The following is a 23,248-nucleotide window of genomic DNA, read 5'->3' as shown; positions in this document are numbered from 1 at the left end:
TTCTGCTACACTAGGAATAGCTGGATTGACCCATGAATTATCTCAGGAGGCGATCACATGATACGAGTATACCCGGCGGAATCCGCCCATCATTTTGACCATGGCTGGCTGAAAGGGATGCATAGCTTTTCTTTCGGTGATTATTATGATCCTGCCAACACGGCTTTCGGGCCCATGCGCGTCTGCAATGATGATATCATCGCTCCGGGAAGAGGCTTCGGTGCCCATCCGCACAGCGATATGGAGATTGTCTCCATCGTACTGTCCGGTACACTCCGGCATGAGGACAACCTTGGTAATGTGGTTGAGACGACGTTTGGCGGCATCCAGCGGATGTCGGCAGGTACGGGAGCTATCCATACCGAGCACAATCCCTCGGAGTCGGAACCGGTAAGGCTGCTCCAGTTATGGTTCATGCCACGTACCCGGGGAACAGCACCTTCCTACGGAACCGGCCGTTTTGATCCCGCGAAGCTTGAGGGAAAACTTCTGCCTGTAGTAGCGCCCGTAAGCACAGAAGAGATTGTAGAGATCGCACAGGATATGACGATCTATCTGGGCCGGGTGAAAGCCGGAGAGCAGCTGAATCATCGCCAAAAATCCGGACGGCGCATTTATGTCTACTTAATAGAGGGGCAGCTTGAGCTGGACGGGAATGTGCTTCGTCACTCCGGAGATTCTGCCCGGATCGAAGAGGTTAGCGGGCTGAGCCTTGTCGCGAGTGAAGATGCTTTTGTCATGCTGATTGATCTGCCCTAATATCTGTATACTCGTACAAGGAGGGAACAGCGATGGAACAGGAGAGAGTTCTAATTAAACATTCTGTAACCGGGCGTATGCTGGTCAACAGCACAGAAGGAGTGTCCTACACCTTTGATCAACAGGCAGGCCTGACTCTGATCACCCTGTGTGGGGTATCTGCCGAGAAAGGACAGGCGGTTGTGGAGCTGAAGAGCGAACTGAATGTTTTCCGTTTCGAAGAGCCGGATGCCGGCCCTACTATCAAACATTGGTATTATGTCGGGGACAATCCAGTGAACTATGACAGCTCTTCCAGATGCCTGAAGATATCTGTACAGTCGGAAATCGAATATCGTCCGGATCAGTACTGGGAATAGAATATCAATCTGGGATAAATTCTAACATATATATGACATTGAGAAATAGATTCATAGCGCTTATAAGTGAATCAATAAGAAAAATCCACTGGATACGGACAAATGATATTGACAATACGCTCTGGAAGTACTAATTTTGTTATGAAACATAACACGAATAAAGAGCTGAGACAGGAGAAATGAATAAAATGGAATTGTTTGCAGCAATGGAGCGGGACGATTACGAGGAACTGTTGTTTTGTCAGGACAAGGCATCGGGACTAAAAGCCATTATCGCCATTCATGACACAACATTGGGTCCCGCACTGGGTGGAACAAGAATGTGGACCTATGCTTCGGAGGAGGACGCGATTGTAGATGCGCTCCGGCTGTCCAAAGGAATGACCTACAAGAATGCTGTAGCCGGGCTCAATCTGGGCGGTGGCAAGACGGTAATCATCGGAGACCCCAAAAAAGACAAGAACGAGGCGATGTTCCGTGCCTTCGGCAGATACATACAAGGTTTGAACGGCCGCTACATTACAGCCGAGGATGTGGGTACCACAGAAGCGGACATGGATATCATCCATCAGGAAACGGATTACGTGACCGGGATTTCAGCAACCTATGGTTCTTCCGGCAATCCGTCCCCGGCCACAGCTTTTGGCGTATACCAAGGGATGAAGGCAGCGGCGAAGGCGGCTTTTGGCAGCGATTCTCTGGAAGGGAAGACCGTTGCTGTTCAGGGTGTCGGCAATGTATCCTTTACGCTGTGCAAGTATTTGCATGAGGAAGGTGCACAGCTGATCGTAACCGATATTAACAAAGATGCGGTAAAGCGGGCGGTAGAGGCCTATGGGGCCAAAGCGGTTGATCCTGGTGATATCATTTCTGTCAAAAGTGATATTTATGCGCCCTGCGCCCTCGGCGCAACAATCAATGATGACTCGATTCCGCTTCTGCAGGCGAAGGTTGTCGCCGGTGCTGCCAACAATCAGCTAAAAGAACCGCGTCATGGGGATGCCTTGCATGAGATGGGAATCGTATACGCTCCTGACTACGTCATTAATGCGGGCGGTGTAATCAATGTGGCGGATGAACTGAACGGATACAACAAGGAACGCGCCTTCAAGCAGATTGCCAAAATCTATGACAGTATTTCGCGGGTGCTGGAAATCTCCTCTACCAGTGGAATACCTGCTTATGCGGCGGCAGATCATCTGGCTCAGGAGCGCATCAATCTGCTGCGGAACAGCCGCAGCACCTTCCTGCGCGACAGTCACCATGTGCTCAGCAGAAGATAACAGCTGCGGATATAGTAAAAAAGCCTCTTTTCCGGGATAGGAAAAGAGGCTTTTTATATGTGCCGTAGATTCAAGAGTAGATGCAGCCTGGAAAATGTCTACTTTACCTTTTCCGGTTCCGGATAAGTTACACCTAGCGTATCTACGGTAACCTTCTTCATGACCGGCGGTTGTTCCGGACGGTCTGAGCTGTCACGGGGCAGATTCACGATGGCATCTACCACATCCTGGCCTTCAGTAACCTTCCCGAAAGCAGCATATTGGCCGTCCAGGCTTGGATACGCAGCAGCCATAATGAAGAACTGGGAGCCGCCGGAGTTCATATCCTGGCTTCTTGCCATGGACAGTACGCCCTGCGTGTGCGCCAGATTGTTGGTGAAGCCGTTCGCTGTGAATTCACCTGCGATGCCGTAGCCTGGTCCGCCCGTACCCGTGCCATCTGGATCTCCGCCCTGAATCATGAAGCCTGGAATAACGCGGTGGAAGATCGTTCCGTTATAGAAGCCTTTTTGAATCAAAGAGATGAAGTTATTGACGGTATTTGGAGCGACCTCAGGGTACAGCTCGGCCTTGATGATGCCGCCGTTATCCATCTCTATCGTGACTACCGGATGGCTGGCGGTTGCCACAGGCACACCTTCAGTCGGTGCCGCAGCACTCTCTTGGGGAGCAGGACTCGCTGCATTGCCTGTATTACCCGCTGCATTGCTGCTGTTTCCGCTATTGGCTGTACTGTTGTTATTTCCGGGCTTGTTACCGCAGCCAGCGGCAATCACCAGCAGGAGGCTCATCATCAGCAGCAGGATGACGGGATTTCTTTTTGTAATCTTCACGTTCTCAATCGCTCCTTTGATCTATAAATATCGTAGTTCATCTACCCTATCATACCCCGTTTGTCCTGCTCCTTGCAAAATGAAGGGACGGCATTGGTTGGCGCATCCCTGAAAAAAGAGTTAAGGACCATCATAGCCGTTTTTTACCTGCCTGGCGCAGCTGCTTGACGGTTCCCAGTGTGGTACCTTCGGGAATGCGGACCCACTCACTTTTGGATATCCCAATCTGCTGGGACGTATAGATGCCGGAATGTCCGGAGAACAGGTAGCTTACCAGGCAAGCGATGAACATATAGACCGCTCCGCCTGAGCCGAACAGTTCAATTCCCATGAGAAAGCAGGCGATCGGCGTATTAGTCGCTCCGCAGAAGACGGCAATGAATCCCAGCGAGGCCAGAAAAGGTGCATATAGATGAAGAAATCCGGCTAAGCTGTTCCCCAGGGTGGCGCCTATGGCAAAGAGCGGAGTCACTTCTCCCCCCTGAAATCCGGTCCCCAGGGTAAATGAGGTGAAAATTAGCTTCCATAGAAAGGCAAAGGGGGCTACATCCGTCTGAAACGAATCCTGAATCAGAGGAATCCCAAGACCCAGATAATTTCTGGTGCCGGCAATATAGACAAGGGCAATGATAATGAACCCGCCGAGCGCACTTTTGAGCATAGGATTCTTAACTAACCGGGTGAAGGCTCTTTTCAGATAATGGGTCAGCTCACTGAATGCGATACTGGCAAGCCCGAACAGGACGGAGGCCAGAATGACTTTAAGCAGCACAATCATGGAAAGTGCCGGAAAGACATCTACCTGATAATGGATGTGATGGACGTTCCATAGACGGGTAGCCACGATATCTCCGACAAAGCTGGCTGTGAAGCAGGGGAGCAGCGCCTTATGGCTGATCAGGCCGATGGCGATGACCTCCAGACCAAACAGCGTTCCAGCCAAAGGTGTTCCAAAAATGGAGCCGAACCCGCCGCTGATTCCGCACATGAGCAGAATTTGACGGTCAAGGGAATTGATACGGATCAGTCTGCCGAAGGCTTCCGCCAGGCTTCCGCCCATTTGCACAGCCGTTCCTTCCCGTCCCGCGGAACCCCCGAATAGATGGGTGACGAGTGTTCCGAACAGGACCAGGGGAGCCATCCGCAGCGGAATCGTCTCATTTCCTTGCTGAATTTGCTCAAGAATCAGATTATTCCCCTTACCGCTGTTTTTGCCGTACCGCATGTACAGATAGCTCACCAAAGCCCCGCCCAGCGGGAGCAAATACAGCAGCCAGGCATGATTCAAGCGTACTTCTGTCACTGCATCCAGGCTTTTCAGGAAAATGGCTGAGGCTGTACCGGACAGTATACCGACAACGCCGCCAAGGATAATCCATTTCATGAAAGTACCCCATAGTGCCCAATAACTTCTCCTTTCTATAAGCTTCTGCAACCGTGTATATCCTGCTCTCATCTTCCTGTCCCCCAATAAATAATGATGCCACAACATGGTTCCCTAAAATCAAACAGACTCCTACCAGCGAAGTGACCGCTGGTAGGAGTCATTAGTCTTTAGAGACGGTTAATGGCGAACTCCATCGCCGTATTGAATTACAACCAATACTAAGGACATCATGTGAAAAAGTCAATGCGAAAAATAACTCTGTTATTCCTCATCACCATTTGAGCCATTCAGAACATCTGTACCCGGCATGGCATCGATTGGCGGGGAGACCGGATCAATGGCTGTCCCAGGTTCAATCTCATCGGCATCGGGAATATCTTCGAGCGGAAGCTCTTCATCATCGTCATCTATAAGCTCTTCATTATCGGCGTAATCAATTGCACTGCCGGCCAGTCCGGCGGCTTCAGCCGCAAATAGTGCATCCGATTCCAGCACTTCGTCCCGCTCGGATGGTGGAGGAGAAGTCATGCTGTTGACCCTGTCTGCCCGGCGTCCGAGTGCCGGTTCAGGAGCATTGAGGTCAATATCGGCAGCAAGAATAGGATCACCCTCCAAGGCGGGATCGGAGCCGCCATCTACCACACCATCCCAATCTACAGGCTTCTCGTGGGCCTGAAGTTCCTCAACCGGGATATCCTGCTCGGATGAAACTCCGCCCATTTTACTATAACGCTCATATACAAAGTCGGCTTCAGTTTTATTAAATTCATTACCCATCGCCGTTCAGCTCCTTTTGGCGTGATTGCTTTTGGCTTCATTTACTATAGTAATTCTATACCCCAATCTCTTGCGGCGAATCTTCATGTCTTACCGCAGCCTATCCTTAATATAATCATTCTGGTGGAGGATTAACCATTATAGAAGGAACGTTATCTTATAAGCTGAGATATAACGTCTTTTTTCGAGGTTTTTTGCAAGAATAGGCAGGTAAAGTGCGAAGGTTGTCGAAAATAAGAGTTGTAAGGACTACATAAATCCAACTAAAGATTTACTGAGGTGCCACAATGAAGTTTTCATCAACAAAGGCAGCGGCAGTTATTTTCACAATCCTGCTGCTGATTGTTATAGTGCCTATGGCGGTTGCCTCACAATGGAGCGGCAAGGCAGGAACCTTATTGCCAGGCTGGGAGCTGAAATGGGAAGCTTCAGCGGTGTGCAATCCTGCTGCTGCAGCTTCGGCCCCTGACGGTGATTGGATCCCCATTCCCGGGCAATCCGTCAGACCCGTGGCTCCGGCAGGGGCCACAGCCGTCTGGCTCCGCTTTTCTCTCCCGGAGACCGGGGCGAACCCGGCCCTTTTGATTGATAAAGTCTATGGGAATAATCTCAGGGCTTATATGGATAATAAGCTCATTTATGATTCTCAGGATGTAGTGAATTATAATGGAAGCAAGGTATTGATCCCTTTGTCTGGTGCCGGGGGGCCTTCCCGGCTTTATCTGTGGAGCAGCGGGGACGGTCAGGGCTTTGGGGTTGAAGGCACAATTACAGCAGGAAGCTACGGCAAGCTGCTGGCTGTTTATGTGAAACAGGATTTGGCGGATATTGTGATCGGTGCTGCCTTTTTGTTTATGGGTACGGCATTGATGGTTTGTTTGCTGTTTCTCAAGCTGGATTTCTTCAAGGGCGGTTTTTTTCTGGTTCTGGTCATTGTTTGCTTTGGCATACTGTTCATTACCTATTCGCCGTTTCTGCCGATTATTTTGCACACCCGGGGGCATTGGATAGATATCTGCTACGATCTGGCGTTATTGACGCTGCTGCCGTCGTTTACATTTTACTTTGAGCAAATCTTCGGTCCAGGCTGGCGCGGACTGATTATGCGGCTGCGTCAATTTCAGCTGGGCTATTCTCTATTTTGTGTACTGTTTCTGGTTGTCAACGCTTTGCTATCTTACCGGTTAGACGGAATCTATAGAATCTTCACCGTAGATATTCTGGGTCTATTGATGATGCTGCAGGTTATCTATTTGTTGTACGTGGCAGTTCAGGCTGCATTCCGGGGGAACAGCGATGCCGTGATCTTCTCGGCCGGGTTCTCAGTATTTGCTCTATTGTCACTAACGGAGCTGGTTCTGTACTATGCCAACGACAGCTATCACTTGCAATGGTGGAAGTGGGGGGTTATTGTGTTTGTCCTTTCGCTTATTATCATTCTGGGCAGAAGATTCGCCAGCAATCATGAACAGGCACTGGAATATTCCCGTGAGCTGGAGAGATTCAATGATGATCTGCAGCGGTCGGAGAAAATGGAGATCATCAGCGAACTCGCGGCCTCGGTGGCTCATGAGGTACGTAACCCCCTCCAGGTTACCCGGGGATTTTTGCAGATTCTGGGGGAACGCTCCGGCAAGAAGGAGAAGGAATACCTGCAAATGGCCTTGGAAGAGCTGGACAGAGCTTCGCTTATCATCACGGACTTTCTGACCTTTGCCAAGCCCGGACCTGATTCGCTGGACAGCTTTGAAGTAGCGGAGGAGCTTAAGCATGTCTCGGGCATTCTGGTACCGCTGGCCAACATGCAGGGAGGAGCCATTGAGCTTCAGCTGCAGAGCGGACTCCAGGTACTGGGCAGCCCCTCCAAGTTCAAGCAGGCTTTTATTAATCTGATCAAAAACGCCATTGAATCCCTTGAGGAAGATGGGCTGATTACTATTACTGCATGGGAGTCTGGCGGGCATGTCATTATCAGTGTGCAGGATAACGGGGAAGGGATGAAAGTGAGCGAGCTGGCTCATCTGGGTGAACCGTATTATTCGAACAAAAAGAAGGGGACCGGGCTTGGCCTGATGGTGACGTTCCGGATTATTGAAGCTATGAACGGCTCCATTCAATTTGAGAGCAGGAAAGGTGAAGGCACCCGGGTGATTGTTAAATTACCATCGTCCGCAAATATATAGGAATTATTTTGGTTAATTCCGTTTTTTTGAAGGGATGGACTGTAGATGGGGCGAAGTACTAACAATAACAGAACAATAGCTTCTGAAATTTACTTCTGAGGTGCTCGCATGCGCTTGTTCGCTAGAATTCTACATCTATCGGTAGTTCTATTCGTACTTTGTATGGCTTGTGGTGTGCTTCAGGCATCGGCAGAAGGCCGGTATAGCTCCATAGAAATCACAAACTGGCAGATGAAATGGGGGAGCCCTGACGGGGAGACAGGCCGGGAGGTTCCGCTTGCAGATGAGCAGGGATGGATGGAGGTACACGCTCTGCAAGGTACACCTGAGCTTCCCACGGGAATTTCCTCCGCATGGACGCGGATAACGTTGCCGGAGAACGGGTATACTTCGCCTGCAGTTTACATTGATACGTTATACGCGCTGCATGTTAAGGTGTATGTCGGGGACCGTCTCATTCTGGAGGGCGACCGCAACTTCATCCATGACAATTATTCATTGCTTATCCCCCTCAGTACCCAGGACAACGGCAAAACCTTATACATATGGACAGAGACCCTGCAAGACCGCATCGGAATCAAAGACAAAGCAGTACTGGGTGAACATAGTCTCCTGATTAAGGATTATTCAAAAAACGGACTGGTCGATGTGGTCTTGGGCGGCGCTTTTCTGTTCGTGGCTATCGTTCTTTTTGTTTGCTCATTTTACTTGAACAAGGAATATTTCCCTATCGCCGCTTCCCTGTCCATAGTCATCGCCTCCACCGGAATTCTATCCATTACGTATTCTCCTTTTACCTACACCTTCTTCAGTTATTTAGGTCCGCTTAGCGTCGTATTTTTTGATTTGGCACTGCTGTCGCTTCTGCCTGCATTAACCTTTTTGTTCGAGAAAATATTTGGCGGCGGCAAGCGTGGAATCATCCGCCGTTTTCGTAAATTTCAGGTGGTCTACTCCATGTTCTGCATTGTCTGTCTGATTGTGAATTACCTGTCGGGTAACCGGCTGGTGGAATTTTATTATTTTGTGTCTGCTACCATAATCGGCATCATTATGATTCTGCAGTTCATCATTCTGACGACCTGTGTCATCCTGTTCTCTCTGCGGGGGAACAAGGATGCAATCACCTTTGCCGTCGGGTTTGGTATTGCTGCCGTGACCGGGGCAGGTGAGCTGGTGTGGTATTACATCCGGCAGGGCAATTATGATCTGATCTACTGGAAGTGGGCGCTGGTGGTGTTCATTCTCTCGCTGATCATCATCCTTGGGCGACGTCTCGCTTTGAACCATCAGCAGGTTGTCAAATATTCACGGGAGCTGGAGCTGTTCAACAACGAATTGCAGCGGTCCGAAAAGATGGAGATTATTAGCGAACTGGCTGCATCGGTGGCGCATGAGGTGCGCAATCCCCTGCAAGTGACAAGAGGATTTCTGCAGCTTCTAAGCGAAAAGTCGAGCGGTGATGAGAGACGATATTTATTCATGGCCCTCAGCGAGCTGGACCGCGCATCCAATATCATTACGGATTTTCTTACATTTGCCAAACCCGAATTCGAGAAGATCTCCCTGCTCAGTGTCCAGGATGAATGTAAGCATATTGAGAGTATCCTGCTGCCGCTATGCCATTTGAACGGAGGCAAGATGGTACTTGAGGTCTCCGGTAATTTATGGGTAAAGGGCAATTCCTCCAAGTTCAAGCAGGCATTCATCAATATTATCAAGAACAGTATTGAGTCGCTGGGAGAGGATGGGAGCATTCGTATTACGGCCTATGCCAAAGGGGATAAAGCATTCATTCATATCAAGGACAACGGGTCGGGGATGGATCCATGGGTTCTGAGCCGGTTGGGTGAGCCATATTTCTCTTCCAACAAGACCAAAGGAACGGGACTCGGACTGATGGTAACGTTCCGGATTATTGAGGCGATGGGGGGCGAGATCCGCTTCATGAGCACAAAAGGAGCCGGAACCGAATCCATTACCACTCTGCCTTTGGCAGAAGCGCCGGATGGTTCTGGCTCCTTTGAAACAAAGCTTGGGTAGGATTACCAGGGTGCTGTGTAGGTTTACCAGGTGCTGTGTAGAATTACCAGGTGCTAAGTGTGGTTAAGTCTGTTTTCATTACGCCCGATGCCGGGCTGGGTGGGATAACCAGGTAGAACTCGTTGGATCCTTCTTCAACGGTCTTGAGAGTAATGTCATCGGGAAGTTGAATGCCTAGCGCTTCTTGGAGGGCTGCTTTCGGATCTGTGAGTAATCTTTGCTTGAAACCCGGATCTTCCCATGCCTTCTGAATCACTTGATTTCGGAGAATTGCTTCTGACAAAATAATCACCCTTCCCAAAATGGTTATATTTTCCTGATCAGTATAGCATAGCCCAATCTATTATTCTACATCCTATTTCCTATTTACAGATTTATATGTTTAGATAACCAGTAGCTGAGACCCCCGTGCTGCAAAAGCTGCTTTTCGGCTTCAATGGCTGCTGCCATATGCTGCAGATTCTTAACCATCACCTGGTGGAAGGATATAAGATGGGGGGCGTTCAGGTGGCAATGTTCCAGCTTTCTGTGATTGGATAGTGCCGTGCCGGCGTAGTCGGCAAGTCCGCCTGTGGTAAAGATATAATCCTTGACCCGTGCTTTGGTAAGCGCTTCCCTTTGAGTATTGAAATGACTGCAGGCCAGTGACAGCAGACAGTTGTAGCTTCCCCCGGCAAGATCCTGCTCCCAATCCTCGTAGTCGTCCAGCATTTGCAGCGTCAGCAGTATCGTGTGGAGTATATCTTCCGCTTCCGCAATCATTGAAGCATTGCCGGAATACAACAGGATAGCTGTACTGGTGAGCTTCAGCGGACTGGCTTTGTGGGATATCTTCAGGCGGTCATTCAGAAAATAATCCCCATGCGCCTCACCGGCCATACTGTCAGCCCACTCCAGGATATAACGGTTGAAGCAGAGCCAGAAGAGTGAGTCCGACGGGAATAGCGGTCTGTATCTGTTGAGAAATTCAACATACAGCAGATTGGCAAGCGGGAGCTTGCGGGCTGCACTGTCCTCGCTGCTGTCGATCAAGTCATCCTGAATGAAGAAATACAGCATGCAAAAGACATTGCCCGCCGACAGTTGCCGGACTTCCGCATCCGTAAGACCATAGCCGTCCCTAAGCCAGAAGGGAAGCAGATAACAGATGTAATTTTTGTGGCTTCCTGTACTAAACACGTTAAACTGTTCGAGATAGGATAGTCCTTGGGCACGAATCGGTTCAGGGAATCCTGAAATAATGTTGCTGCAGTCCTGAAATACCAAACGGAGCTCTTCATCGAAATCATGCAGCCAATCCATAGTTTTGTCTCCTGTCATCAGCTTTTTGAAAGATCTATGTATTGCGTTTACAGGTAATAAATGGTTATTCAAAATGATTATAGTCTTCCCGTCAGGTGTTTTCAATCTAAATTCGAGGGGGAATTCTACTATGGAATGGTATACGTTCGGGCAAATGCTGATGCATATCCGCTTGGGACAAAAGGCGGCCACTCCTGATGGGCGTACGGTGCTTCGCACCTCTGCCGGGTTGCTCTGGCAAGGGGGAAGGATGGATGGGATCTTCGTAGAAATTAAAGATTATCTGTTCTCTGATCTCTGGAGGATTTACGAGGATGAAGCTAGCCTGAAGGAGAGCCATAACCGGGATTTTTTGGAGCGGAGAGAGCGGGAAATGTTGGAGAACCAATACGAGGACCAGCGCTGGAATTATATGAAGGAACAGGGAGAACCGAGAGGCGAATAATTCTACTGCGTGAGAAGTGCAGAGAGGGTTGTCCGGGTTACCAAGAGATTAAGGGGGAAGGGGAATTGGTATGGAAAAAATAGTTTTTGGACTGGTGGGCGGGGGCTGGCGTGCAGAGTTTTATCTAAGGATCGCCCGGGAGTTGCCGGAGCGGTTTGCTGTTGGGGCCATGTATGTCCGGAATAAGGAAAAGGCTGCAGCTCTCAGCAGAGCTTGGGGTGTAAAAGTGTATACCACCCTCGAGGAATATATCTCGTCGGGAGCTTGTTCATTCACTGTAGTGAGCTTGAAAAAAGATATCAGTACAGCTTATGTGATCCGATTGGCGGAGGCTGGAATTCCGGTGCTGGCTGAGACGCCTCCCGCTTCGGACCTGGCCCAGCTCAAGGAGCTGTGGAACCGGGTTGGCTGCTCCGCGAAGATTCAGATTGCTGAGCAGTACTTATTCCAGCCGATGCACGCCGCAAGAATTAGACTCGCTGCATCAGGCAGGCTCGGAGCTGTCAGCCAGGCTCAGGTATCCGCTGCGCATGGTTACCACGGAATCAGCCTGATCCGCCAATTGCTCGGCATTGGCTTCGGGGATGTCAGTATCCGTGCGCAGAATTTCCGCTCCCCAATCATTCAAGGGCCGCAGCGCAGCGGTCCACCTTCCGCCGAAGTGCCGGTGCAGGCTGTCCAGACCCTGGCAACGCTGGATTTTGGGGACGAACTGGGTGTATTCGATTTCACCGGTGAGCAGTATTTTTCCTGGATCCGCGGCAACCGTGTCCTCGTTCGCGGGGAGCGTGGGGAGATAAGGGATGATGATGTAGCCTGGCTGCAGGCCTATGACACGCCGCTGTATAGCAAGCTTCGCCGGATTGATGCGGGACATGGCGGGAATCTGGAGGGCTTTTATCTCAAGGGAATTATGGCCGATGGAGAATGGCTGTATAAGAATCCATATGGACCTGCGCGTCTGTCAGATGATGAGCTTGCCATCGCAGAGAGCCTTACCCGGATGCAGGAGTATATCCAAGGCGGGCCATCATTCTATAGCCTGGCTGAAGGAAGCCAGGATCAATATTTGGCGCTGCTGCTGGAACAGGCAGCCGGGAGCGGCGAGACGGTAGTCTCGCAGCGTCAGCCCTGGGCGGCAGAATGAGCTTGCGCCGCGGGGGAACCGGGTCTGGCCGTTCAACAACGGCAGCAATGCCGTTGTTGAACAGGCCTCGGCCGGAAAAGGCTTCAACAACGGCAAAAGTGGCGTTGTTGAACAGGCCTCGGCCGGAAAAGGCGGCAACAACGGCAAAAGCGCCGTTGTTGAACAGGCCTCGGCCGGAAAAGGCTTCAACAACGGCAAAAGTGGCGTTGTTGAACAGGCCTCGGCCGGAAAAGGCTTCAACAACGGCAAAAGTGGCGTTGTTGAACAGGCCTCGGCCGGAAAAGGCTTCAACAACGGTAGAAATGCCGTTGTTTGCCCAAAAAAGCTGCCCGTTCACATTGACATGCGTCAGGGCAGCTTTTCGGCTTTTTAACGTTTAGTTTCTTTTTACAGTTACTTGTTCTTACGGGCTAGGTAGCGAGTTATAATGCCGCTGAACCGGTCAGCTCAGCAGCCAGCCCGATGTACTCGGAGCGGAGCCGGACCAGCTTCGAGACACTTTGCTCCAAACCGCCGGGCCGGTTACGTTGAATCCATAGCTGGCGGTAGTGGTGAAGCAGAAGGTCGAGGTCTTTGATCTGCCGATGGATCAGCGACGGGTCTAATGGGCCAGTACCTTGTGCCAGATGTTTCTTAATTCGGGCTAGCCGCACTGCATGCTGTACAAAATGAATGCCATTCCGCAGCTCCTCCAGGACAAGACGGGCATCGCCGCATCCCAGCTCCAGCTGTTCAAGCTGTGCTTCTATTCCTTCTATATAATGCTCCAATTGATCGAAGTGCCCGTCCGTCAGCTTGGTGACAAGCTGCACCTGATGCAGCGGGGTACGCATCAGCATGGACATTTCCGTATCATTGGGACGGACAACCCCAGATTCATACTTGTAATAGTTGCCCAGATCAAGCAGCAGCTGACCGATTTTGCCTGAGCGGTCATGGAAGACGGCTGTATTCAGATAAGCGGCAACATCTGCTTCAAGATTGTTCTCCACATTCCAGGCTACTGCCGCACCATAGGCGAATCCGGCATAGCTGACGGGCAGGTGCTGCCAATGTCCGAAATCACCCCAGTCGGTAATCAGGTAGCCGATAGCGCCATTATTTTTGCCATGTACTGCAGCGCTGCGCAGATTGGCCAGCATGTTATCGCTGCGGCCCGTGAGCGAATTCCAGGAGCTGGTTCCGGGGCATACGTAGAATGGAATCCCCGCTTCCCGGAATTTCAGTGTATCTGCCTCAAACGGATGGGCCGCACTGTAACCCCATTCCATGGCAATGATATCTTTGGGCAGCTGGGGGATAAGCTCGGGGTGCTGGATGATAATATCTCCCCAGAACTGCATGGTTTTGCCGCGCTCCAGCACAAGCTGATGAATCTTCTGCAGGAAAGACAAATACAGCTGACCTTTGCCTGCGGCCCCGGCCGACGCTTTGCTTTTGCCAAGACCCAGCTCATACGTCTCATCACAGCCTACATTGAACTGCTTCGATGTAAAGTAGGGAAGGAGGTCGTCGTACATGGTTCCTAACAGTTCGAGGACTTCAGGATCTTCGGTATGGAAGGTACCCGGGTGCATGAACAGTCCCTCAGGGTACATTTCGCTGTCGTACATATTCTCCGGGAGCATGAAGCCTTGCGGAATTTCGGCCAAGGAATTGAACTCCGGACGGGTCAGCCAGCCTTCCATGTGCCCGAAGCTGTTTTGATTCGGAACCAGTTCGATATAACGTTCCTTGCAATAAGCATCCAACAGCAGAATTTCCTCCCCGGTGATGGGGGTTTCGAGCTCCCAGACCTGTGGAAAAGACTCGTAGGCGAATGGAGAACCTTCTATATATAACTGTAACTGGTTCAGCTTCAGATCCGCCATGAAATCAATAATGTGGTAAAGGGTTTCGAGCCGCGGGATTTTGTTTCGGCTGATATCGATCATCAATCCTCTGGCGGCAAAGTCGGGCTGGTCAATAATCTGCAGATACGGGATGCTCCTGCCGAATTGCTGCAAAATTTGTTTTAGCGTGGCTGTAGCATAATAGGCTCCTTCAGGAGAACCGTAAATGACGGCAATTCCGCTCGAATCGATGCGGATTTCATAGCCCTGTGCGGGCAGCAGGGGACTATAACTAAAGTGATAGACGGAATGTGTGACTGAACGTGTGCCTACAGACAAGGAAAGGCGGAGGTGCAGGACCTGCGACAGGATGGTTTGGAGCCTGTGCGCGGCAGGAAGAACGGAACCCTCTGCTTCTCCTGCGAGAACTATACTTCCTGCAGAGGGATGCTGGAACAGGCCTTCGGACCTGACCAGCACCTGTGGCTTCGGAAACAGCTGCAATGGATGATTATCAGACATAGCGTGGACACCTCTTGTTCATGTAGAATATGATCATCTTCAGATTAACCATATCACTCCTGGATAGAGGGAGGAATGCACATGATGTCCGAGGTCATGGATTATATGATCAGTCTATACCCCATAAGGATTATTGATCCCAAAGTAGAGTCTTCCAGGCTCAGGCTGAAGGCGATACAGATAGGCCAAGCGGGTCATCTCCCGGGAAGAATATTGTTTCGTACAAACGTTGTATTCGAACATTGGGCACTTGTATATATTTTATCCGGGAACGGTACCTATAGGGAGAACGGCGGCAAGATACAGCAGGTGCGTGCCGGCAGCCTGTTTTTTTTCCGTCCGGGCTGCAATTACAGCTTCGGACCTCCGCAGGGAGGAAGCTGGGATGAATACTATGTTAATTTCACGGGTACCCGCGTGACCGAATGGCTGGAAGCAGGACTTATTGAGGGGGGGACGGTATTCGAGGCTGCTGCGTTTCAGGGGCTCACTTCCTTATTCGAGCAGATGCTCGGACTGATGGAAGGCGGTGTACCTGCAGATGCTGACAGGGCGGCAGCTATGCTGGAGGGGATATTGCTGGAGTGCTCGTTAATCACTCAAGGCTTTTCCTGGACACGGGAGGCTGACATTATGCCGCAAATCCGCGAAGCGTTGAGCGCCTGCATCTACGAAAAGCCGGATCTTCCGGACCTTGCCGCCAGACATCATATTTCCATGTCAACCCTACGCCGTCTTGTGCGTCACAGCAGCGGATACCCTTTGCATGAGTATATTCACCGGCTCAAAATGGCTGAAGCGAAGCATCTGCTGCTTAACACCTCCCTTCAGGTTAAAGCGATAGCCGGGATGCTGCATTACGGTGATTGTTTTTATTTTTCAAGGGTATTCAAGAAATATATGGGCATGTCTCCGCTCAACTGTCGCAAAAGCTTATAATAACTGACAAATTTCTACTTCATGTGACTTAAATATGTCGGAATTTGCGGTTTTTTCATTGACATCGGCAAAAATAAAATGTTATTATTTAGGAAATATTTGCAGAATCACGATAGTTCTTATAGACTATGCCGGAGATGAAGCCATGAGGGAATTTTACTGCATCAGTTGCCGCAGTCTCCACAAGGTGGATATACGAAACCACACCGTACGTATATTATCCACTGGTTATCATATCGTTGGCGAACAACGCTATCAGATTTGCATTTGTAATTCATCCAAGTTACCCAAAGCTGTGCCAGCGGTGGCCGAGTAGACTTCGAAAGACTGGAAAGATTACCACAACCATAGATTTTAGCTGACGAAACAGCCTGTCCCTTTTTTAGGGGCAGGCTGTTTTGAGTTCAGCTGCATACATGCTGGAATATATTACTTATCAGTGAATTCGCTATCATTAGAAAAGATGGATTGGATTTGGTGATCCTTTGAAAAAAAAAGCCCTATTTTATGCAAAAATCATTAAATGTAAACGTTATCACTGAAAACGGGAACTTGTTATTGTGATTTTTCTCATGTATGATGCTTTTAAACAAAGCTTAGAAAAAGCTCGCATTTTCCAAAAACTGGAGAATAGGGTGGTGGGATGAAAATTAAAGCAACCGCGGAAGACAGAATGATTACACTTTACAGAAACGTTTCTTTGTCCCTCACATCATTGATGTACCTCCTGGATCATACGGGGCCTTCCGTCTTTTATAAATCCCTATTAATCATGCTGTTATTTTTATTTGCCCAAGGATTCACTGTTTATTACCGGAGGCTGCGTAAATGGCCGCGTGTTCTTATGCTTACAGTGAGCATTGAGATCGCTGGAATCATTGTACTGACGTTGTGTACTGGCGGATATGATAGTCCGTTTAAACTATATGTGCTTAATCCAGTACTCATCGCGGCAGGTTCCCTGTCCTTTTACTTCAGCTGGAGCCTGCTGTTTGGATATTTTGGTATATTCGCTGTATTTTGTTACTTTTTTATGAACTCATCCGGTAAAAGTTTTGCAGAAGCAGTGCTTGATAACGGTAACCTGTTTCTAGTCCTGGTACTTACGGTTATAATTATGCAAATGGTCAATCGGATCAAGCGGCAGCGGGAAGCGGCAAACGCACGGACGAACGAAACCATGGAGCATATTAAATCGCTCTATCACATTGTAGAGACTTCAAGTCAGCATGATTTTATGAACATCGGGCAAGTCATTACGGATTATGTGGTGAAGCTTACTAAGCTGGACAAAGCATTGTTCTGGTTTGCAAAGAAGAGTGGGGAGCCTGCCCCTGAGAGCCGTCAGACCGGCTGGCAGCAGGAGGAGGAATGGTTCCTGTTTGCAGAGCTGGAGAAGCACGAGCATGAATGGAGATTGCAGCGCGAACCTGTATTTAAAAGCCTACCCGGACTCGGAGACTTTCTGCTCATGCCTGTGAGAATGAGTACACGTTTTGTAGGCATGATTGGCGTCAAGCTGGAAGCATCAGAGGGGCTGGAGGGCCGCAGATGGTACATCCAGCAGCTAATGTTTCTTTCGGAGCTGAGCGCTATTATTCTGGAGCGCCATGAGCTTGGCGTTATTGAGAACCGGCTGATCATCACCAATGAACAGAACCGGATTGCCGATGAAATGCATGATAGCGTGTCGCAGAGCCTTTTCGGCATTGTCTATGCAACTCATTCTCTGAAGCAGACGTGGCGGAAGATGTCCGAATCCGAGCTGGAGGAGCAAATTGAGCTGATCCATGATTCAGCTACCAAGGTTGCCAAGGAGCTACGCATTACCATTTACAGCCTCAGCTCCAAAAAGAGTGGCGGTCCTACATGGCTGGGCATGGTTAGATCACATTTAAAAAGCTTGTCCAGGCTGAATGATGTGGAAATTGAGTTAAAAATAACGGGGGATGATTTCAGTCTTCCTTATCCTTACCACAAGGCGCTCTTCCGGATTATATCCGAAGCGACAGGCAATGCCATACGTCATGGTGCTGCCAGCCGGGTGGATGTCGAACTGTCACTTAAGCCGAAATGGATCAGACTTTCGATAAGCGACGATGGCGTTGGTTTCGATACTGATCTGCTCTGGACCGAATCCGAGGATAATACCGGCGGATTAGGCATGAAGAATATGCAGTATCTGGCACAATCCCTAGGCGGTGACTTCCAGTTGTCCAGCAGTGAGAATGCAGGCACCAGAATTTTAATTTCGATACCTGTCGGCGTGGCTGAACTAAAAAATGCATAAACTTTAGGCAGGAGGTCGTTCTAGTGAAAATCGTCATTGTTGATGATCACCCATTGGTTAGAAGAGGACTCGCGGCGGTCATTTCCATGCAGTCGAATCTGCATTTCGCCGGCGAAGCAACGAATGGCCAAGAAGCTCTTCTGATCATAGAAGAGACGCAGCCTGATCTTGTGCTTATTGATCTCAAGCTGGCCGATGAATCAGGTCTGGATGTCATCAAAGCAGCGCGTTCACGTGGGCTGATCAGCAAGTTCATCCTGTTGACCTCATCGGCGAGCCGGGAGGATTTCCTGAAGGCGGAAGAAGTACTGGTTGATGGGTATGTGCTCAAAGAAGCGTTGCCTGAGGAACTGCTGTTTGCCATTCAGCTGGTTCACAAAGGCCGGAAGTATTATGATCCCGGACTGATGGAAGATAAGATGCGGATGAATGGCAACAGTCCAACAGATGAATTGACTCCGAAAGAAAAAGAGGTGCTCATTGAGCTTGGACAGGGGGCAAGCAACCGGGAAATTGCCGCCAGGCTGTTCATCAGTGAGTTCACGGTGAAAAAGCATGTTAGCCAGATTCTGGCGAAGCTTCAAGTAGCTGACCGGACACAGGCTGCACTATACGCGAACGCGGTGGGGCTCACCAAGTATGAGATGTCATACGATTAACTTCCATTTAATTTAAAGTATGTAAGAACACGGACATCATAGTCTGTGTTTTTTTTTGCCTTCAGGAGGGTTTTCACACGAATATTGTATTGCCTTTGATGTTAGAAAAGCCATCTGAACAGAATCTGAACAGGATATTACATGCCCATATGCCTACGGACGTAGCTATTAATGCCACGACTTGTTAGGCTTTTCCAGTCATATGGTACTAAAGTATACCATCCAGCCCCTCTTTTGTAGTAAACCCTCTCACACGAAAGTGAAGATTAAAGTGATGGTATGACCCATGTGGGGATTCCCAGGGATTGATAAAATAAAAGCAAGATATCTGAAACTTTCATGAATGCTTTCAGAATGTAACGAATGCGGAAGGAGGGTTACTGTGGAAAAGACGATTTTGGATTACATTAACCTGATTAAGAAGAGGTTATGGTTAATCACACTGTTTGTATTAATCTCCTGCGCCACCACCTTCTATGTCAGCAAGAACTTCGTCGTGCCTGTCTACTCAGCCTCCGGACAACTGCTCGTCAACAACGCCGCGAATGTCCCCGAGAGCAACAATCTTAATAATCTGAACTTCAGTCTCAACCTCATCGAGAGCTATAAGGAAATTATGAAGTCGCCAACGATTATGAAGAGCGTAGTAGCAGAACATCCGGAGTTCAATCTGACAGAACAGCAATTGGCTGGCAAGCTGCAGATTAAGTCTTCGGAAAAGAGCCAGGTAATCAACCTGAGCGTACAGGATGAGAGCTACACCAAAGCGGCTACGATAGTAAACGCGGTTTCGCAGACATTCATCCGCAGTTTGCCGGCGCTGATGAATCTGGACAATGTGGCATTCCTGACACCGGCTGATCCTACTGATGTTCCTGGACCCGTTAACGGCGGATCAACAATGAACATTATCATCAGTTTTGTAGTCTCGCTGATGGCAGCGATCGGAATTATTCTGCTGTTGGAGACTCTCAACGGTACACTCCGGACAGAGAAGGAAGCAGAGTTCGATCTTGGACTTCCGGTGATCGCCAGCATTCCTGCGATCCGCAAACGGGATTTAGGAAAGTCGGCAAACGCTAAAGCAAGAGTAGGGGAGGGTGCTTATGTTACGGCTGAATAAAAGTCTGATCGCGGACATTAATCCATCCTCGCATATCTCCGAATCCTTCCGCTCGCTGCGCACCTACATCAGGCAGCTTGGGCTGCTGAAGGGCAGTGGAGGGCAAGTGCTCCTCTTCACTTCTGCTGAGGGCGGGGAAGGCAAGACGACCATATTGTCGAATCTTGCAGTTTCCTTTGTACAGGATGGTAAAAAGGTGGCGGTTGTAGACTGCAACCTGAGACATCCGGGACTGCACAATGTGTTTGAGGTAGAAGGCAGTCAAGGACTTGCCGCATATCTCGGAGGCTTGGAAGAAGCAAAGGACATTGCCGTTTACGGCAATCTGGCCAATCTGGCGGTAATCCCGGCTGGAATTACCAGCGTAAGTCCTCCGGACCTGCTGGGCAGTGTGAGAATGGCAGGCTTGCTGGAGGAGCTGAAGGCGAACTTTGATCTGGTACTGCTTGATTCGCCACAGGCGGTTGAATACAGTGATGCACGCATCCTGGCTCCCCTGTCTGATGGACTGATTATCGTCGCCAGACACGGCAAGACCAAACGGGAGTCGCTCAAAAAGCTGAAAGGCCTGATGGAGCAGACAGGCGTGAAAATTCTCGGAATTGCTATGAATCAGACCAGGTAGTACTTCCAAGCGGGTTTTGTTCTAAAGAGAATACGAGTGGAGCCAATACTTACAAAACCATGGTGTATGCTTCCGGAGCAAGTTTTGTACGAGAATATTCGGATGAGGCATATGCTTACAAAACTCTTAGGAGGTAAGTGCGATGAAGAAGGTAAAAAAGGTGATTATCCCTGCAGCAGGACTAGGAACGCGCTTCCTTCCTGCGACGAAAGCAATGCCTAAGGAAATGCTGCCGATCATTAATAAGCCCACTATTCAGTACATTGTGGAAGAAGCGATCGCTTCCGGCATCGAAGACATCATCATCGTTACAGGTAAAGGGAAACGCGCAATTGAGGATCACTTCGACAATGCTTTTGAACTGGAGTCCAGACTGCTGGAAGACGGCAAGCTGGAGCTGCTGAAAGAGGTTCAGCGTTCATCGAAAGTTGAAATTCACTATATTCGTCAAAAAGAACCTAAAGGTCTGGGTCATGCAGTATGGTGCGCCAGACGTTTTATCGGAGACGAGCCCTTTGGTGTAATGCTCGGTGATGACATCGTAACCGGCAAAGTTCCCTGCCTGAAGCAGCTGATCGACCAATACGAGGAAACGCAGAATTCAGTCATCGGGGTTCAGGAAATTCCTGATGAATTCACCAACCGTTACGGCATCATTGAACCGGATTTGCAGGATGGACGATTGTACCGGGTTAATAATTTTGTCGAAAAACCGGCGATTGGCACCGCGCCATCCAACCTGGCGATCATGGGACGTTACGTGTTCACTCCAAAGATTTTCAAATACCTGGATCTTCAAGAAAAAGGCGCAGGCGGTGAAATTCAGCTGACGGATGCTATTCAGAAGCTGAATCAGAGCGAGCGGGTATATGCATATAACTTTGATGGTACGAGATACGATGTCGGTGAACGGCTGGGATATATTTTGACTACACTCGAATTTGCACTGCAAAGTGAGGATCTGCGGTATCCGGTGATGGATGCAATGGCAGAATGGCTCAGCAAAGAGGGATTAACTCTGAATAGCTGAAAACCAAGTTTATACTTTCGAAAAGAGCAAACTTTTAGGAGGAATGAGGAGAAATGAGCATGCAAAAACTGCCGGAAGACTATGAGGCCGTCCTGCCGAAACTTTACATGCTACATGCCAAAGAAGGAAGTAAAGAAATGGATTCCTATCTGGTGATGAAGCGGATTATCGACATTTTTTTCTCCGCTCTTGGCCTTCTCGTGCTGCTGCCGCTGTTCATCGTGGTGGCAATCCTGATTAAGCTGGAAGATCCGAAAGGAAAGGTGTTCTTCCGTCAGAACCGGGTTGGCAAGGACGAGAAGCTGTTTCCAATGTATAAGTTCAGATCCATGGTCTCCAATGCCGAGGAGCTGAAAGCGAATCTTCTGGCCTACAACGAGGTCAGCGGCGCGATGTTCAAGATCAAAAATGATCCCCGCATTACCCGTACAGGAAGATTCCTGCGCAAGACCAGCATTGATGAATTGCCTCAGCTCTGGAATGTGCTGATGGGTCATATGAGTCTGGTGGGTCCCCGTCCTCCGCTATTGGAGGAAGTTGCCCAGTACACAGAGTATGACAAGCAGCGGTTAATGGTTACACCAGGCTGCACGGGCTATTGGCAGGTAAATGCGAGAAACAGTGTCGGATTTGATGAAATGGTTCAGCTGGATCTGACCTACATTCATATCCGCAGCACGATGCTGGATCTCAAAATCATCTTCAAGACAGGCCTGATGCTGCTCGGCTCTAAAGATGCGTATTAATAAAATGGAAATTGGGTGAATGCCGATGCTTGTATACGGAGACGTTCCTAAGATTTCCATAATCATCTGTACCTACAACCGGGCAGCTTTGCTGCTTAAGACGCTTCAGTCGCTGTTGCCGCTGGAGAATCTCGATCAGGCCGAAGTCATTCTGGTGGATAACAGCTCCAAGGATGATACGGCAGTAGTGGTCAAGCGGTTTATGGATACAGAAGGTACAGATATGGATATCCGTTACATTCTGGAGCCGGTACAAGGGTTATCGGCGGCCCGGAATACAGGAATTCTGGCTTCCAAATCGCCGCTCATCGCTTTTCTGGATGATGATGCGATTCCTTGCCGGAATTGGATAACGACAATTGTAGACACGTTTGATCAAAAGCCCGAGGTCATGGCCATGGGCGGCAAGATTGCTCCGATCTTCGAAAGCAAGCGCCCGGATTGGCTGATCAAGCCGTTCGAGCTGCCTTACACCATCGTTGATTTGGGCAACCGTATTAAGGAATATCCGAAACGGCTTCATCCCTGCGGCGCGAATATGGCGATGCGCAAGGTGGCCTTTGATATCAGCCTGTTTCCACTGGAGCTCGGAAGAAAAGGAGATTCACTTCTCTCCGGTGAAGAGACCTGGCTGTTCAATCAGATTGAAAGTCAGGGACATTCAATTCTTTATCATCCGCAGATGGCTGTCGATCATTTCGTACCGGCCAACCGTTTGACGGAGGATTGGATAATGAAAAGATATTACAGTCAAGGCATATCCAACGCGATGAAAAGCGCTGGTGTGAAGGATAATCTGCTCCTGCTGGGTAAGACGGCCGCCAAAGTCATCTATGTGATGGCTGATTCGATCCTCTCCAGAAGCCAGGGAAGAAAACTTCTGAACAAATGCCGGCTGGAGAGTATTCGCGGAACTCTTCATATGATCTGGAATCGGAAGAGGGAATCTGCAGCGGGGTGAGGG

21 protein-coding genes and 1 riboswitch are annotated in these 23,248 nt (G+C 49.4%); of the genes, 15 read left to right on the top strand and 6 right to left on the bottom strand.

Going from position 1 to position 23,248, the window contains the following annotated elements; translation table 11 throughout:
- Nucleotides 1-57: 57 nt before the first annotated feature.
- The 3 genes from A3849_RS18030 to A3849_RS18020 all read left to right on the top strand — a co-directional run bounded on the left by A3849_RS18030 (nucleotide 58) and on the right by A3849_RS18020 (nucleotide 2,401).
- Nucleotides 58-759, top strand: coding sequence for a pirin family protein (locus A3849_RS18030; RefSeq protein ID WP_074112666.1), 702 nt, complete (start codon nucleotides 58-60; stop codon nucleotides 757-759).
- 32 nt (nucleotides 760-791) lie between these two features.
- Nucleotides 792-1,118 carry a hypothetical protein gene (locus tag A3849_RS18025; protein ID WP_074112665.1) on the top strand — a complete coding sequence of 109 codons (327 nt, stop codon included), beginning with the start codon at nucleotides 792-794 and terminating at the stop codon, nucleotides 1,116-1,118.
- 188 nt (nucleotides 1,119-1,306) lie between these two features.
- Nucleotides 1,307-2,401: a Glu/Leu/Phe/Val family dehydrogenase gene (locus tag A3849_RS18020; RefSeq protein WP_074112664.1), complete on the top strand. Its 1,095-nt coding sequence runs from the start codon at nucleotides 1,307-1,309 to the stop codon at nucleotides 2,399-2,401.
- A gap of 98 nt (nucleotides 2,402-2,499) precedes the next feature.
- On the opposite strand, the gene A3849_RS18015 is transcribed toward A3849_RS18020, so the two are convergent.
- The 3 genes from A3849_RS18015 to A3849_RS18005 form a co-directional block, all read right to left on the bottom strand.
- Complete coding sequence (locus tag A3849_RS18015; protein ID WP_074112689.1) at nucleotides 2,500-3,195, bottom strand: peptidylprolyl isomerase; 696 nt, start codon at nucleotides 3,193-3,195, stop codon at nucleotides 2,500-2,502.
- 169 nt (nucleotides 3,196-3,364) lie between these two features.
- The gene (locus A3849_RS18010) at nucleotides 3,365-4,618 is read right to left on the bottom strand and encodes a voltage-gated chloride channel family protein (protein ID WP_256700815.1); all 1,254 of its coding nucleotides are present in this window, start codon (nucleotides 4,616-4,618) and stop codon (nucleotides 3,365-3,367) included.
- A 147-nt stretch (nucleotides 4,619-4,765) separates the two neighbouring features.
- Nucleotides 4,766-4,828, bottom strand: a riboswitch (Fluoride riboswitch).
- 54 nt (nucleotides 4,829-4,882) lie between these two features.
- Nucleotides 4,883-5,398, bottom strand: a complete 516-nt coding sequence (locus tag A3849_RS18005; protein ID WP_074112662.1) for a hypothetical protein — start codon at nucleotides 5,396-5,398, stop codon at nucleotides 4,883-4,885.
- Between the two features lie 287 nt (nucleotides 5,399-5,685).
- Here A3849_RS18005 and A3849_RS18000 point away from each other — a divergent pair, with 287 nt between their 5' ends.
- On the top strand, nucleotides 5,686-7,581 hold the full coding sequence (locus A3849_RS18000; RefSeq protein ID WP_074112661.1) for a sensor histidine kinase: 1,896 nt from the start codon (nucleotides 5,686-5,688) through the stop codon (nucleotides 7,579-7,581).
- 108 nt (nucleotides 7,582-7,689) lie between these two features.
- Complete coding sequence (locus A3849_RS17995) at nucleotides 7,690-9,624, top strand: sensor histidine kinase (protein ID WP_074112660.1); 1,935 nt, start codon at nucleotides 7,690-7,692, stop codon at nucleotides 9,622-9,624.
- A gap of 43 nt (nucleotides 9,625-9,667) precedes the next feature.
- On the opposite strand, the gene A3849_RS17990 is transcribed toward A3849_RS17995, so the two are convergent.
- Nucleotides 9,668-9,907: an NHLP leader peptide family RiPP precursor gene (locus A3849_RS17990; RefSeq protein WP_372237781.1), complete on the bottom strand. Its 240-nt coding sequence runs from the start codon at nucleotides 9,905-9,907 to the stop codon at nucleotides 9,668-9,670.
- 83 nt (nucleotides 9,908-9,990) lie between these two features.
- Nucleotides 9,991-10,926: a hypothetical protein gene (locus tag A3849_RS17985; protein WP_074112659.1), complete on the bottom strand. Its 936-nt coding sequence runs from the start codon at nucleotides 10,924-10,926 to the stop codon at nucleotides 9,991-9,993.
- A gap of 130 nt (nucleotides 10,927-11,056) precedes the next feature.
- Between A3849_RS17985 and A3849_RS17980 the strand changes: the two genes are divergently transcribed.
- Both A3849_RS17980 and A3849_RS17975 read left to right on the top strand, forming a co-directional pair.
- A complete protein-coding gene (locus tag A3849_RS17980; protein WP_074112658.1) occupies nucleotides 11,057-11,371 on the top strand; it encodes a hypothetical protein in 315 nt (104 codons plus the stop codon).
- A gap of 70 nt (nucleotides 11,372-11,441) precedes the next feature.
- Nucleotides 11,442-12,518 carry a Gfo/Idh/MocA family protein gene (locus A3849_RS17975; protein ID WP_074112657.1) on the top strand — a complete coding sequence of 359 codons (1,077 nt, stop codon included), beginning with the start codon at nucleotides 11,442-11,444 and terminating at the stop codon, nucleotides 12,516-12,518.
- Nucleotides 12,519-12,940: 422 nt separating this feature from the next.
- On the opposite strand, the gene A3849_RS17965 is transcribed toward A3849_RS17975, so the two are convergent.
- Nucleotides 12,941-14,872 (bottom strand): beta-N-acetylhexosaminidase, encoded by a 1,932-nt coding sequence (locus A3849_RS17965; RefSeq protein WP_074112656.1) that lies wholly within the window; start codon nucleotides 14,870-14,872, stop codon nucleotides 12,941-12,943.
- An 81-nt stretch (nucleotides 14,873-14,953) separates the two neighbouring features.
- Between A3849_RS17965 and A3849_RS17960 the strand changes: the two genes are divergently transcribed.
- The 8 genes from A3849_RS17960 to A3849_RS17925 all read left to right on the top strand — a co-directional run bounded on the left by A3849_RS17960 (nucleotide 14,954) and on the right by A3849_RS17925 (nucleotide 23,245).
- Nucleotides 14,954-15,811: a helix-turn-helix domain-containing protein gene (locus tag A3849_RS17960; RefSeq protein WP_218619249.1), complete on the top strand. Its 858-nt coding sequence runs from the start codon at nucleotides 14,954-14,956 to the stop codon at nucleotides 15,809-15,811.
- A 643-nt stretch (nucleotides 15,812-16,454) separates the two neighbouring features.
- Entirely contained in the window at nucleotides 16,455-18,101 is a 1,647-nt protein-coding gene (locus A3849_RS17955) for a sensor histidine kinase (protein WP_074112655.1), read from the top strand.
- 23 nt (nucleotides 18,102-18,124) lie between these two features.
- Nucleotides 18,125-18,760, top strand: a complete 636-nt coding sequence (locus tag A3849_RS17950) for a response regulator (RefSeq protein ID WP_074112654.1) — start codon at nucleotides 18,125-18,127, stop codon at nucleotides 18,758-18,760.
- 382 nt (nucleotides 18,761-19,142) lie between these two features.
- On the top strand, nucleotides 19,143-19,883 hold the full coding sequence (locus tag A3849_RS17945) for a YveK family protein (RefSeq protein ID WP_083613568.1): 741 nt from the start codon (nucleotides 19,143-19,145) through the stop codon (nucleotides 19,881-19,883).
- Complete coding sequence (locus tag A3849_RS17940; RefSeq protein ID WP_074112652.1) at nucleotides 19,867-20,508, top strand: CpsD/CapB family tyrosine-protein kinase; 642 nt, start codon at nucleotides 19,867-19,869, stop codon at nucleotides 20,506-20,508. The genes A3849_RS17945 and A3849_RS17940 overlap by 17 nt, the downstream gene beginning before the upstream one ends.
- A gap of 142 nt (nucleotides 20,509-20,650) precedes the next feature.
- Complete coding sequence (galU, locus tag A3849_RS17935; protein ID WP_074083042.1) at nucleotides 20,651-21,538, top strand: UTP--glucose-1-phosphate uridylyltransferase GalU; 888 nt, start codon at nucleotides 20,651-20,653, stop codon at nucleotides 21,536-21,538.
- A 53-nt stretch (nucleotides 21,539-21,591) separates the two neighbouring features.
- On the top strand, nucleotides 21,592-22,284 hold the full coding sequence (locus A3849_RS17930; protein ID WP_074112651.1) for a sugar transferase: 693 nt from the start codon (nucleotides 21,592-21,594) through the stop codon (nucleotides 22,282-22,284).
- A 19-nt stretch (nucleotides 22,285-22,303) separates the two neighbouring features.
- Nucleotides 22,304-23,245, top strand: coding sequence for a glycosyltransferase (locus tag A3849_RS17925; RefSeq protein ID WP_256700814.1), 942 nt, complete (start codon nucleotides 22,304-22,306; stop codon nucleotides 23,243-23,245).
- Nucleotides 23,246-23,248: the final 3 nt, after the last annotated feature.

It is taken from the genome of Paenibacillus sp. P46E (assembly GCF_001909095.1).
Lineage (GTDB): Bacteria > Bacillota > Bacilli > Paenibacillales > Paenibacillaceae > Paenibacillus_AQ > Paenibacillus_AQ helianthi.
The sequence above is the reverse complement of the archived record's forward strand: the minus strand, read 5'-3'. Positions and strand labels throughout refer to the sequence as shown.